The organism is Stenotrophomonas maltophilia group sp. Smal32 (genome assembly GCF_030237085.1).
Classification (GTDB): Bacteria; Pseudomonadota; Gammaproteobacteria; order Xanthomonadales; family Xanthomonadaceae; genus Stenotrophomonas; species Stenotrophomonas maltophilia_Q.
The window spans coordinates 10,099-22,890 of the sequence record NZ_JASJSI010000069.1; the positions used below are offsets into that span (position 1 = coordinate 10,099).

Sequence of the window (12,792 nt, forward strand, 5' to 3'; positions counted from 1 at the left end):
TTTGTGTTGTTGTGTGTTTTTATTTTTTTTATAAAAATAAAATTGCACGGCGACCGCCCGCCGCCCCACTCCCACGCGAGGGGGGGGGCGGTGCGGGGTGGGAGGGTGGTTTTGTGTGTTTTTTTTTTTTTTTGTGTTTTTTTTTTTTTGGGGGGGGGGGGGGGGGGGGGGGGGGGGGGGGGGGGGGGGCGCCCCCCCCCCCCCCCCCCCCCCCCCACTACCGCGACCAGCGCGTCCAAGGCAGCAGCCGAGCGTGGGCTCGGCTCTACAGGGCCGGCGCCAGATTGCAGTTTCCTTGTGGAGCCGAGCCATGCTTGGCTCGGTGCCGGCCAGCGGCCGGCACTACCGGTCTGGTGGATCAGGCCGCCAGCGAATCCAGCGCGGCTTCCAGCGCGTCCAGGTTCGGCAGCAGCGCGCTCTGCTCACCCAGCAGCACGCGCATGTGCACGATCTGCGGCAGGGTTTCCTCGGAAGCATCGGCCAGCAGGCCATCGCGCGGCACCGAGATCAACTGCGGGAAATTCTGCGTCAGCAGCGCGTAGTACGGGCGCTGAGCGTTGCCGCTCAGTGCCTTCAGCACCACCACTTTGTTGTGGCCGCCCACCGCTTCCTCGCCCAGCCCGGAAAGCCGCGCGAACGACACCAGCGGCACCTGCCAGCCGTGCCAGCCGATCTCGCCGACCAGCCAGCGCGGTGCATCGGAGACCGGCTGTACCGGCACCCGCGACATCATTTCGGCCACAGTGGCATTGGGCAGCAGCACGCGCTCGTTGCCGGCCTGGATCAGGACGCCGCGGATTTCGTCATTGCTGGCATAGCTCATGGTGCGTCTCCGTTGTCGTCCTGCTCGCCCCAGCGCGCGGCAATCGCCTGCGCCAGGTCCTGCGGTTCGCCGGCCACCATGCCGGCAGCCACCACGGCCGTCGCCGCGGCGGGGTCGTAGCAGCCCTCGCCCACCTGGCCGGCCACCCAGGCACCGGCTGCGGCAAGGTCCAGTGCCGGCCCGACATGGGCCAGGTCGGCGCCGCTGAGCAGCACCAGCGCAGTATGTTCCGCCGGCAGCGCGGCCAGCGAGATACCCTGCGCATCGCTTAGGAAATGCAGGCCGTCGGCGGTCACGCTTACGCCGATGTCATCGGCCAGCACGTGCACCTCACCGGGGACGGCCCGCTGGCCGGCTTCGGCCAGCTGCACCGGCAACGGCGACACGCGTGCCATCTGCTTGACCAGGTTGCCGTAGCGGCCGCCATCCAGGCGCATGTGCACCAGCACCGGTACGCTCAGCGACGACGGCAGCGCGCCGAGCAGGCGGCGCAGCGCGTCCGGGCCACCAATGCCGGCCAGCACCAGCAGCGAGGCGGCACGTGCGCCCGCAGGCGCCGCAGCGTCCAGGTCCACCAGGCTGAGGTGATCGGTATCGAAGGATGGCAGCGGCGCTTCCACCGCGGCGCTGTGGCCGGTGGCCGCGGGTACGTCTGCCACGTCATCGACCAGCGACCACGCGGTGTGGTCGAAGGATACCGGCGGCGTAACCGGTGCGGCCGGCGTGGCGACCGGCTGCATCGGCGCTGCCTCCAGCGGCTCCGGCACGACCGGCTGCAGCGCGGCCAGTGCCTGCTCCAGCGCGATCGGTTCGTGCAGGTGCGCCGGTGGCGCATACAGGCTGTCCGCCGGCACTTCGTCCGCCCAGCTCAACGCCTGGTCCAGATGCGGCTGAAGCGCTTCTTCCCGTGGTGCCGGCGGCGGTGCCGGGTGACCCGGTTCCAGCTGCAGGGCGGGTTCGTCTTCCGCACCCGGCGGCAGCACCTGCTGGTGACCGTGCAGCTTGGCGGCCAGGTGGCGGCCCCAGCGCTGTGCCTCCCAACCATCACGGCGCGCCGCGAGTTCGGCCTCGTCGAAGACCAGGGTCAGGCCCGGTGCGGACAGCACCGCTTCAAGCCGTTCCAGAGCATCCTCGATGGCCGCCTCCAGCGCGATCACCACGAACTGTGGACGCGCGTCCTGCAGGAGCTGAGGCTCCAGGACGTTCGGGTCGTCTTCCAGCACCAGCTGCACATCGGCGTGCGACAACGCTTCGCGCAGGCGCTCGCGCGCCGCGCCAGGGCGGGCCAGCAGGGCGACGGCCGGAGCCGCCTGGGCTTCACTCACGGACACGGGCGATCCCCAGCAGGTCGTACACGTTACGCATCAGGTCCAGCTCCTGGTACGGCTTGCCCAGGTAGCGCTGCACGCCGATCTCGAAGGCACGCTGGCGGTGCTTGTCGCCGCTGCGCGAGGTGATCATCACGATCGGCACGTCCTTGTAGCGCGGGTCGGCACGCATCGCGGTGGCAAGCTCGTAGCCATCCATGCGCGGCATCTCGATGTCCAGCAGCATCAGGTCGGGCACACGCTCTTCCAGGCGCTCCAGTGCTTCCACGCCGTCGCGGGCGACACTGACCTCGAAGTTGTGGCGTTCGAGGATGCGCCCGGTGACCTTGCGCATGGTCAGCGAGTCGTCCACCACCATCACCAGCGGCACCTGGCGCTCCTGGCGCGGGGCGTTGGCCAGCACCGGCAGCGTCGGGTTGGCGAGGAAGCGGCGCACCAGCGGTGCCACGTCCAGGATCACCACCACGCGGCCATCGCCGGTGATGGTGGCGCCATAGATGCCCGGCACCGAAGCGATCTGCAGGCCGACCGGCTTGACCACGATTTCGCGGTTGCCCAGCACCTGGTCGATCGCCACGGCGGCACGCAGGTCACCCGCACGGACCAGCAGCAGCGGCACCTGGTCCTGGCCATCGGCACGCGCCGGAGCCTGCCCGACCAGGCTGCCGAGGTCGTACAGCGGATAGTCCTCGCCGCTGTAGCGATAGCTGCTGTCGGCCGCTTCGAAACGCTCGCGCGACAGGCGGCCGATGCCACTGACCGAGGCGACCGGCACCGCAAAGGTGGTTTCGCCGATCTGCACGAACACCGCCTGGGTGACGGCCAGCGTCTGCGGCAGGCGCAGGGTGAAGCGCACGCCCTGGCCACGCACCGACTGGATGTCGACCGAACCACCCAGCTGGCGCACTTCGTTGCGCACCACGTCCATGCCCACGCCTCGGCCTGCCAGCTGGCTGACCTGGTCGGCGGTGGTGAAACCGGAGGCGAAGATCAGGTTGTCCAGTTCCTGCTCGTTCGGCTGCGCATCGGCGGCCAGCAGGCCACGGTCGATGGCGCGGCGGCGGATCGCTTCGCGGTCCAGGCCGGCACCGTCGTCAGCCACTTCCAGCACGATCTCCGAGCCTTCGCGGTGCAGGCGGATGGCGATCTCGCCCTCCTCCGGCTTGCCAGCGGCGCGGCGCTGTTCCGGCGCTTCCAGGCCATGGGCCACGGAGTTGCGCAGCATGTGCTCCAGCGGCGCGACCATGCGATCGAGGACGTTGCGGTCCAGTTCGCCGTGAGTGCCTTCCAAGGTCAGGTGGACCTGCTTGCCGGTATCCATGCCGGATTGGCGGACCACGCGGCGCAGGCGCGGCACCAGGCCATCGAACGGCACCATGCGCGCACGCATCAGGCCGTCCTGCAGTTCCGAGCTGACGCGCGACTGCTGCTGCAACAGCGAATCGTACTGGCGCGACAGATCGTCCAGCACGCCCTGCAGGCCGCCAAGGTCGGCAGCGGACTCGTTCAGCGCACGGCTGAGCTGCTGCAGGGTGGAGAAACGGTCCAGTTCCAGCGGATCGAACTTCTGGTCAGCCTGGTCCTGCTCGCGCTGGTAGCGGGCGACGATCTGCGCCTCGGTTTCCAGGTCGAGGCGGCGCAGCTGGTCGCGAAGACGCGCATTGGTGCGCTCCAGTTCGCCCATGGCGCCACGGAAGGCGCCGAGCTGCTGTTCCAGGCGCGAACGGTAGATCGCCACTTCACCGGCGTGGTTGACCAGGCGGTCGAGCAGGTCGGCGCGCACGCGCACCTGTTCCTGCTGCGGACGGGCCGACGGGTCTTCGTCGGCCACGCCTTCGGCCGGCAGCGGTGCCGACAGCGGGGCATCGGCCGGCGACGCCAGCGGGCCCTCAGCCTGTGCCGGCACAGCCTCGGCCTCGCTGGCCGCACGCGCGGCCACAGCGGCCGCCGCGATATCGGTGGTGGTGCGGACCTCGAAGGCCTCCACCAGATCCTGTGCGGGCTCCACCACGCGGTGGGCACCGGTGCGCGTGAGCAGCTGGTGCAGACGGTCGAAGCCGCGCTCCAGCAGCTGCACGTCGCGGCGTTCGATCTCGGTGCGACCGGCCGCCACGGCTTCCAGCAGGGATTCGATGCTGTGGCCCAGATCGCCGATGGCATTGATGCCGGCCATGCGTGCGCCACCCTTCAGGGTGTGCAGGTCACGCTGCAGGCCGGCCAGTACCTCTCGATCCTGCGGCGCATCGCGCAGTTCGCTGATCAGGCCGTCGCAGTGGTCAAGCAGATCCTTGCCTTCCTCGACGAAGATGTCGACCAGCTCGCGGTCATAAACACTGAAATCGAGCGCATCGGCGCCGTCCGCGTTGTCTTCCAGAGCGGAGGCTTCTTCGTGGAGCGGGGAACGCGCCACGGCGCCGGCCTCGACATCGGCCTGGACCTCGCCCTGCCCCGGTGCATCTTCCAGTTCGAAGAACCGCACCGGCTCGGCGGAGGCCTGCAGTGCTTCGGTCGCGCTCACCTCATTCACCGTCGCCGGGGACGGCTGATCGGCGCTCTCTCCTTCGCCGACCGCCGCCTCCCCGCCGACGTCCGCATCCTCGGCAAAGGCTTCCGCCTCGCCCGGCGCGAGTTCGCTGGCCTGGAGGCCGAGCACGGGCCATTGCCCGTCGTCGTCCAGGGTCTGCTCTTCGTCGATCACGTGCAGGCCGGCCTCGAGCGCGGCTGCCAGCGTGACCGGTTCTGCAAAACCCGGCGCAGCCATTTCATCCTGCAGGCTCGACAGCTCGCTGTCGAGTGGCAGTGCAGCAGCGTCGTCATCGAGGCTGGCGTCGGCATCGCCCAGGTCAGCGGACATCGACGTATTCAGGTCGATTGCGTCAACCTCCACGGACACCGGCATCTCATCGGCGTCGCGGTCATCCACCGGCAGCGCGCGGGCGTCGAGGTAGGGCGACAGGTCGTCCGCGGCGGTCAGATCGGCCTCCGCGACCGGCGTCGCTGCGGCGTCCACGTCGGTCGTCGCAACAACCGGCTCGCCCTCGACGGGCTGGATCGATTCAATCGATCCGATGTCCTCGGCGATGGCTTCGCCTTCACCCGGTACCAATGGCCATCCGGCATCGAAGTATCGCGACAGATCATCGCTGCCGGTCAATTCGCCGACATCGAGGCCTGTGCCGATCGCGCCCGCGGTCCCGGCGGCCTGCACATCGGCGGCAAGCGGTTCCAGCTCGGGCCCGGCAGGTTCGATCCCGGGCGCAGCAGCTTCGAACGCAGGACCAGTCTCCCCGGCCTCCAGCGCCAGATCCTCGTCGTCGGCCTCCAGCCCGACCATCGGCCAGCGCGCTTCCGGCAGTTCACCGGCCAGCGCCTGCAGGCGCTGCACCAGCGCTTCCTGCGGGGTGATGCGCGGCTGTTCGGCCTGCAGCGCTTCCATGGTCGCGGTGATCGCCTGCGCGGTCGCATCCAGCGCAGCCACGCCCTCGTCGCCCGGCACCACGTCTGCAGCCAGCGCACGCTTGATGTAGGACTCGGCACCGCCGGTAACGGCAGTGATTTCCGGCACTTCGGTCATCGCGAAGGCGCCGTTCATGGTGTGCACCGCGCGCAGCAGCGCGTCGCTGACCGGCTGCGGCGCCTGCTGCGCCGAGCGCAGCCAGTCCTGCAGGGTCGCCTGGTGGACTTCCACTTCGGCTTCCAGGATCTCGCGCAGTACGCTGTCGATGTTGGCCGGCGTGCCCAGTGCTTCGGGCGCCGGGTCCGCATCGGCTTCAGCCTCCACCGACGCCATTGCTTCGGCTTCGAGGATGCGGCTGATCTCGTCCTCGCCATCGACTTCGACCACCGGTGCGGCGGGAGCAGCCGCAACCGGCAGCGGTACGTAATAGGTTTCCTCACCCGCGCCGACGCGATCGGCAATGGCCTGCATCGCCTGCAGGTCCACGCTGATCCGCTGGCCATGGCGCAGAGCGGCGTTCAGCTGCGGCAGCGCGGCATGCGCGTTGTCGACCATGGCCAGCACGGCTGGCGTCGCCGGGCGGCTGCCGTCGAGCACGCGGTTGAGCATGCCCTCGATCTTCCACGCGAATTCACCCAGGGTGCGTGCACCGACCAGTCGGCCACTGCCCTTGAGCGTGTGGAAGATGCGGCGGATAGGACGCAGACGGTCCATGTTGTCCGGCTGCATGCGCCATGCCGGCAGCAACGTACCGAGGTTGGCCAGTTCGTCGTCGAACTCTTCCAGGAACACCTCGCGGATGTCCTCGTCGATGTTCTCGGCATCGTCGTCGAAGCCCGCCTCGAAGCCGGCTTCTGTACCTTCCGCGTCGCCCACGGCGACCGGCGCTTGCGCATCGGCCGGCGTTGGGGTCGCCTGCGGATTGAAGTCCGCGGCCGCAGCGCTCAGCTCGGCAAAGAACTGCGCGTCGGCTTCGCTGAAATCAATCGGCGCGATGGTGTCGATGTCGATCACCGACACCGCCGCTGCCGGCGCATCGGCAAGCGACGCGGGCGCTTCCACCGGCACATCCACAGGGGTGATGTCCGGTTCTGCGGCAACAGGGTTCTCTTCCACCACCACAGGGGCGGTGGCATCGACGCTCTCCAGCAACGGATGCAGCCCGGCAGCGTCGTCCAGCGACAACGTTTCCATCGCGTGCAGCGAGAGCACATCGTCGGCGTTATCCAGCGAGTCGGCGTCGAAACGGAACACCACGTCGTCGCTTGCAGAAACCGCATCATGCTCGGCGGCCACCGGGTCGAACACCGGTGCGGCATGCGTGCCGGTCTCGATGGACAGCGTCGCGTCGGCGGCGTCTTCGACGTCCAGGCCAGCCGTTGCACTGGACTGCACCGGCAGCGTCCACTGCGTGGCGGCCCCCTGCCCTGCATCGACCTGTTCGAAACTGACCGGATCGAAGCTGGCAAACGTCGGGCTGCGCTCATCGTCCGCTGGTGCGAGCGGATCGGCCTCCGGATGGAACGGTGCCAGATCCCATTGCGGGACCTCGGGCGCCGGTGCACTGGAAGCAGCAAAGACCAGCGGTGCATCCGCCTCGTCATGCAGCGACAGCGGCGCGGAGGCGTCGGACCCCAGCCCACCGAACATCAGGCTGTTGTCGACCGCCGCCGTCGAAGGCGTGGCCGGTGGCGGATCGAAGGTGAAGTCCGGCAGCGGTACCGGCACCTCACCGGGTGCCGGTGCCGCCGACTGTACCGGGATCTCGATGTGCTCCGGCTGCAGTGCCGTGGCCAGCAGCGAAACCGGCTCACGCTCGATGGCCTGCGGCGCAAACAGTGCCGGCTCGCCCGCATCGCGGTCCGGCAGCGGCCAGTAGCGCAGCGCCTCGAGGCTGCTGCGGGTGATGTCGAGGATGTCCTCGCGGCCCGGACGACGGTCGCGCAGGGCTTCCAGGTAGTACTCCAGGCTGGCCATGGCGTCGGCCAGGGTGTCCAGCTGGCGGCCGCTCGGCACGCGCTGGCGGCCAATCAGCTCGGCCTCGATGTACTGCTGCACACCGCGCAGGTAGTCGGCAGCGGTACCCAGGTCGAGCATGCGCAGCGCGCCGGAGACGTCGCCCAGCAGGCGCGGCACGTCCTGCAGCTCAGCGTGGTGCCAGCCGGTTTCGATGAACGCGACGAAATGCTCGCGGGCGGCGGCGAAGTTGGCGATGGCCTCATGGGCCAGTACCTCTACCGTGCGCCGGTTCTCCACTGCGCTCGGATCGTCCTCGCCACTGCCGCCGGCGCCCAGATGGGCGACCTGGTCATCCAGCGAGGCATCCACGTAGAGCAGCGCACCGGCGATATCCAGCAGCAGGTTCTCATCGATCTGCTGGCGGCCTTCGACCACGCCACGCAGTGCATCACGCTGCTGCACGACCACGCCGCGGGCCACGCCCAGGCCCATCATGCCCAGCGTATCGGCCACCGCGCCCAGTTCATTGGCCTGGGTCTGCAGCTGTTCCGGCGCACCGCCGGTACGCAGGTGCAGGTCCAGTGCGTCCTTGATGCGCAGCAGTTCTTCCTTCACCGCGCTGCCAACGGTGTCGAGCAGTTCGCGGTTGCGCCCGCTCAGACTGCCACGCGCATGGTCCAGTTCGGCCTCGGTGGCGGTGACGCTGTCCGGCGCGAACGCCAGCAGCACGCTGTCATGCACGCCTTCCTCGCCACGCGCGGCGCGGATCTCGTTGAGCAACGGCATCAACACGATCGGAATGTCGCGATGACCGTTCTGCAGGCGCTCCAGGTAGTCGGGCAGCAGCACGCTGCCGCGCATCAGGGTCGCGCAGGCTTCATCCCGGTCCGCCACGCCACCGGCGCCGATGGCATGGGCCAGCTGTTCAAGCTCCTCGGCCACCATCGCCGGCGCGTACAGCTCGACCATGCGCAGGGTGCCCTGCACCTGGTGCAGGTAGCCGGCGCAGATGCGCATGCGGCTGGCATCGCTCGGGTCTTCCGCGTAGTACTCGACCTCGTTGCGCACCTGGCGCAGGGTCTCGTCCAGCTCGGGCTTGACCCAGCCCAGCGCTGCATGGCTCATCGCATCGCGCAGACTGCTCATGGACGCGCTCCGTTCGCCGCCGCGCGGAAGCCGCGCGAGTTCTGGCGTGGGGAATGGAAATGCTTCATCGACTGGTTCCTTGCTCGCCGCCCTGCCCGCGTCACGCCGGCAGCTTGAAGTCGGCGACCGAACGACGCAGGTCGGCCGCCAGTTGCGCGAGGTGGCCGATCGATTCGGCGGTCTGCCCGGCACCCTGCGAGGTCTGGCCGGTGATCTGCCGGATCACGCCCATGGTGCGGGTGATGTCCGAGGCCGCGGCCGACTGCTGCTGGGCGGCGATGGAGATGTTCTTGATGAGGGTGTTCAGTGCATTGGACACGCGCTCGATTTCGGTCAGCGCGGTGCCGGCGTCCTCGGCCAGGCGTGCACCGGACACCACTTCGGCGGTGGTCTGTTCCATCGAGGTGACCGCTTCGTTGGTATCGGCCTGAATGGCCTGCACCAGGTTCTCGATGCGTCGGGTCGCACCCGAGGTGCGTTCTGCCAGGCGCTGCACTTCGTCGGCCACGACCGCGAAACCGCGACCCGCTTCACCGGCCGAAGCCGCCTGCACCGCCGCGTTCAACGCCAGGATGTTGGTCTGCTCGGAAATGTCGTTGATCAGTTCCACGATCGAGCCGATTTCCTGCGACGACTCGCCCAGGCGCTTGATGCGCTTGGAGGTTTCCTGGATCTGGTCGCGGATCTGGTCCATGCCCTGGATGGTCTCGCGCACCACGCCGGCACCCTCGGCGGCGATCACCACCGAGCGCTGTGCCACGTCGGCCGATTCGGCCGAGTTGCGCGACACCTGCTCGATGCTCGCCGCGATTTCGCCGATGCGGTCCGACGCCGAGGTGATCTGGTTGGCCTGGTGGCCCGCCGCCTCTGCCAGCTGCATGGCGGTGGCCTGGGTTTCCTGGGTGGACAGCGCGACCTTGGCCGAGGTGTCGTTGATGGTGGTCACCAGGTGGCGCAGCTCGTCGACCGCGTAATTGATTGCGTCCGCGATCGCGCCCGTCATGTCCTCGGTCACCGAGGCCTTCACCGTCAGGTCACCCTCACCGAGCGAGGAAATTTCGTCCAGCAGCCGCATGATCGCCTGCTGGTTGCGGCTGTTGAATTCCACCTGGGTCTGGTAACGCAGTTCCTGCTCGCGCGAGCGGCTGCGCACGTTGGTGGAGACAAAGCCGATGATCGCGATCAGCGACAGCGCACCGGACACCACGCCGATCCAGAAATTCGGGAACAGGCGGGTATCGGACACCGAACCGAACGAGGAGAACGCCTCGAACAGCTTGCGGCTATCGTCCAGCATGTGCGCCGAACCCTGGCCCAGCGCGGTGGCCGCCGACTGCGCGGCGAACAGCTGGCGCGAGCTGGCCAGGATCGCGTCGGCGTCCTGCTTCATCGCCTGCCACTTCTGCTGCGACTGCTCCAGCGCGGCGACGGCAGCGGCACCGCGCACGGCGGTGATGCCCAGTTCCTCGTTGCCGTTGCGCAGGCCGTCGAGCACCTGCGAGAACACGGTGATGTCACGCGCCAGCGCGTCACCGGCGGTGGCCGCGGCGCTGCCACCGGCACGCATTTCGGTCACGCGGCGGGCCATCGAACCGGCCACCACCACCTGCTGCAGTGCGCTGTACACCTGCGCCGACGGAGCACCCGAGGCTGACATCGCGCGCACCAGCTCGTTCAGCTGGGCCTGCAGGCCCGGCACCGCGCCGGTGAAGTTGTTGGCGTTGCCGGCCAGGGCCAGCACCGCCGGCTCGCTGGCCACCAGCTGCCCGGCCTGCTTGCCCAGCGGCGCCCAGGTTTCACCCAGCGTGGTGATCGCGCCGGATACGCCCGGCTCCTTGCCGTAGCGTCCCTGCAGGGTCGACACGTTCTGTTCGATCGCATTGCGGGTCGCCTTGAAGGCGGTGAACGCCTGCGCGTTGCCGCCGACGGCATCACGGCGCTGGTTGGCCAGCTGCTGCGACAGCACCTGCAGGTCGGCAGCCTTGGAGCCGGCGTCGGCCAGGCGGCTGCCCTGCCAGGTGGCGACGCCGGTGTTGACCCCGAACAGGATCATCGATGCCAGCAGCAGGAACAGCCAGAGGTTGCTGCCGCCCAGCCGCAGCTTGCCGGATTTGGTGGCGTCCGAAGCAGTACTCATCGTTCAACCTCGATCTTCAATGCAGGGGGCGGTGCCCGGCCTCAGGCCGCGGCTTGCCGGAATTCAGGGGTGCGCGACAGCAGCGAGAGCGAGAACACGCCCCAGTCATGGCCGTCGGCGTGGAAGGCGCGATCGACGAAATGGCCGTAGCGCCCTTCGGCCAGCATGCCGGCTTCGATCTGCTGGTCCAGTTCAAAGCTGCGCTGGCCGAACAGTTCATCGATGGTCAGCGCGACGTCGCCACCGGCCTGGCGCATGATCAGCACGCGCTGGCCTTCCTGCTGCACGGTACGCGTGCCTTCCAGGAAGTACTTCAGGTCGACCACCGGGAACAGGTTGCCGCGCAGGTTGCCCACGCCCAGCAGCCACGGCTGGGCGCACGGCACCGGGGTGACCGGCGGCATCGGCACGATCTCCACCACTTCGCGGAAATCGGACACCAGCCGGCGCTGGCCGACGCGGTACCCCACGCCACGCCAGAGATCCTGCGCGAACTGCCGTTCGGGCAGCTGCACCGCGTGGGCCAGGCTGCGCCGTTCGTAGGCTTCGAGGATGTCGAAGGGCGAGCGCATCAGGCCACCAGCTCGTTGATCCGCGCGATCAGTTCATCCTCGCGCGGCGGCTTGACGATGTAGTCGGCCGCGCCCTGGCGCAGGCCCCAGGCCTTGTCGGTTTCCATCGCCTTGGTGCTGACGATGATCACCGGGATGTGCTTGATCGCTGCGTCACGGGCCATCGCCCGGGTCGCCTGGAAGCCGCTCATGCCGGGCAGGACCACGTCCATCAGCACCAGCTGTGGCGCCTGGTCACGCACCAGCTGCAGTCCATCCTCGGCGTTGTCCGCTTCCAGCACCTCGTGGCCGGCACGGCGCAGCCACTGGGTGAACACCGCGCGGTCGGTCGGTGAATCCTCGATCAGAACGATACGAGCCATTGTGCCTTTCCCCCCTGGTCAGGCGTTGACGTATGTGCGGATGGCACCCAGCAGTTCTTCACGCGTGAAAGGCTTCGTCAGGTATTGCTCCGAGCCGACGATGCGTCCCCGCGCCTTGTCGAACAGCCCATCCTTGGACGAGAGCATGATGACCGGGGTCGCCTTGAACAGCTGGTTGCCCTTGATCAGCGCGCAGGTCTGGTACCCGTCCAGGCGCGGCATCATGATGTCGACGAAGATGATCTGCGGTTGCTGGTCTGCGATCTTCGCAAGCGCTTCGAAGCCGTCGGTGGCGGTGACCACCTCGCAGCCTTCGCGCTTGAGCAGCGTTTCCGCAGTCCTGCGGATGGTCTTCGAATCATCGATGACCATCACCCGGAGTCCTGCGAGTTCCCCGCCCGCAGTCGTGTTTTCAGTCATTGCCTATCCCCAAGCGCACGGCCCGATCTCTGGCGGGGGCCGCTACGAAAGCGTATCTATATCGCACTTTCCGCGCCCGCTTCAAGGCCGCCCCACGGCGTGGGGCATGGAGGCCTCCTGAACGTGACGGGTTTCGCAATGACTGCGCGAGCGCCCGGCGGACGCAGCGTTGCAGTACGGCGGGGAGGCGCGCGACCGGCGTTGCCGCTACCATCAACGCCTTGCCTGACAGGTGCGCCCATGCCGTTGAACGTCATCGTGGTGATGGACCCCATCGCCCACATCAAGATCGCCAAGGACACCACCTTCGCCATGCTGCTGGAAGCCCAGCGCCGCGGCCATGCCCTGCACTACGTGCGTCCGGGCGGCCTGGCCCTGGAGGGCGGCGTGGCGGTGGCCCAGACCGCGCCATTGCAGGTGCGCGACGACCCGGCCGGCTGGTATGAGCTGGGCGCATTCAGCCGCACCGAATTCGGCCCCGGCCAGATCGTGCTGATGCGCAAGGACCCACCGGTCGACGCCGAGTACATCTATGACACCCAGGTGCTGGACGTGGCCGCAGCTGCCGGCGCCTGCGTGGTCAACAAC

Annotated in this window: 7 protein-coding genes and 1 pseudogene; 1 reads left to right on the top strand and 7 read right to left on the bottom strand. The window is 68.3% G+C overall.

Features of this window, described 5'->3' with window-relative positions:
• Positions 1–358: 358 nt before the first annotated feature.
• From QRO91_RS15570 to pilG, 7 genes are all read right to left on the bottom strand, one after another.
• Complete coding sequence (locus QRO91_RS15570) at positions 359–823, bottom strand: chemotaxis protein CheW (RefSeq protein ID WP_005410712.1); 465 nt, start codon at positions 821–823, stop codon at positions 359–361.
• A complete protein-coding gene (locus tag QRO91_RS15575; protein WP_197620579.1) occupies positions 820–2,154 on the bottom strand; it encodes a chemotaxis protein CheB in 1,335 nt (444 codons plus the stop codon). Before QRO91_RS15575 ends, QRO91_RS15570 begins: the two co-directional genes overlap by 4 nt.
• The gene (locus QRO91_RS15580) at positions 2,141–8,713 is read right to left on the bottom strand and encodes an Hpt domain-containing protein (RefSeq protein ID WP_197620577.1); all 6,573 of its coding nucleotides are present in this window, start codon (positions 8,711–8,713) and stop codon (positions 2,141–2,143) included. The genes QRO91_RS15575 and QRO91_RS15580 overlap by 14 nt, the downstream gene beginning before the upstream one ends.
• A 100-nt stretch (positions 8,714–8,813) precedes the next feature.
• Positions 8,814–10,850 (bottom strand): methyl-accepting chemotaxis protein, encoded by a 2,037-nt coding sequence (locus QRO91_RS15585; RefSeq protein WP_285310461.1) that lies wholly within the window; start codon positions 10,848–10,850, stop codon positions 8,814–8,816.
• A 41-nt stretch (positions 10,851–10,891) separates the two neighbouring features.
• Positions 10,892–11,422: a chemotaxis protein CheW gene (locus tag QRO91_RS15590; protein WP_049431795.1), complete on the bottom strand. Its 531-nt coding sequence runs from the start codon at positions 11,420–11,422 to the stop codon at positions 10,892–10,894.
• Positions 11,422–11,784 carry a response regulator transcription factor gene (locus QRO91_RS15595; RefSeq protein WP_014648093.1) on the bottom strand — a complete coding sequence of 121 codons (363 nt, stop codon included), beginning with the start codon at positions 11,782–11,784 and terminating at the stop codon, positions 11,422–11,424. Before QRO91_RS15595 ends, QRO91_RS15590 begins: the two co-directional genes overlap by 1 nt.
• A gap of 18 nt (positions 11,785–11,802) precedes the next feature.
• Entirely contained in the window at positions 11,803–12,204 is a 402-nt protein-coding gene (pilG, locus tag QRO91_RS15600) for a twitching motility response regulator PilG (protein WP_005418455.1), read from the bottom strand.
• Positions 12,205–12,444: 240 nt separating this feature from the next.
• On the opposite strand from pilG, the pseudogene QRO91_RS15605 reads away from it, so the two are divergent.
• A pseudogene (locus QRO91_RS15605) lies at positions 12,445–12,792 on the top strand (glutathione synthase); the annotation flags it as partial.

Coding starts and splice junctions, on each gene's coding strand:
- QRO91_RS15570 (WP_005410712.1), bottom strand. CDS start 823: ATGAGCTATGCCAGCAATGACGAAATCCGCGGCGTCCTGATCCAGGCC.
- QRO91_RS15580 (WP_197620577.1), bottom strand. CDS start 8,713: ATGAGCAGTCTGCGCGATGCGATGAGCCATGCAGCGCTGGGCTGGGTC.
- QRO91_RS15585 (WP_285310461.1), bottom strand. CDS start 10,850: ATGAGTACTGCTTCGGACGCCACCAAATCCGGCAAGCTGCGGCTGGGC.
- QRO91_RS15590 (WP_049431795.1), bottom strand. CDS start 11,422: ATGCGCTCGCCCTTCGACATCCTCGAAGCCTACGAACGGCGCAGCCTG.
- QRO91_RS15595 (WP_014648093.1), bottom strand. CDS start 11,784: ATGGCTCGTATCGTTCTGATCGAGGATTCACCGACCGACCGCGCGGTG.
- pilG (WP_005418455.1), bottom strand. CDS start 12,204: ATGACTGAAAACACGACTGCGGGCGGGGAACTCGCAGGACTCCGGGTG.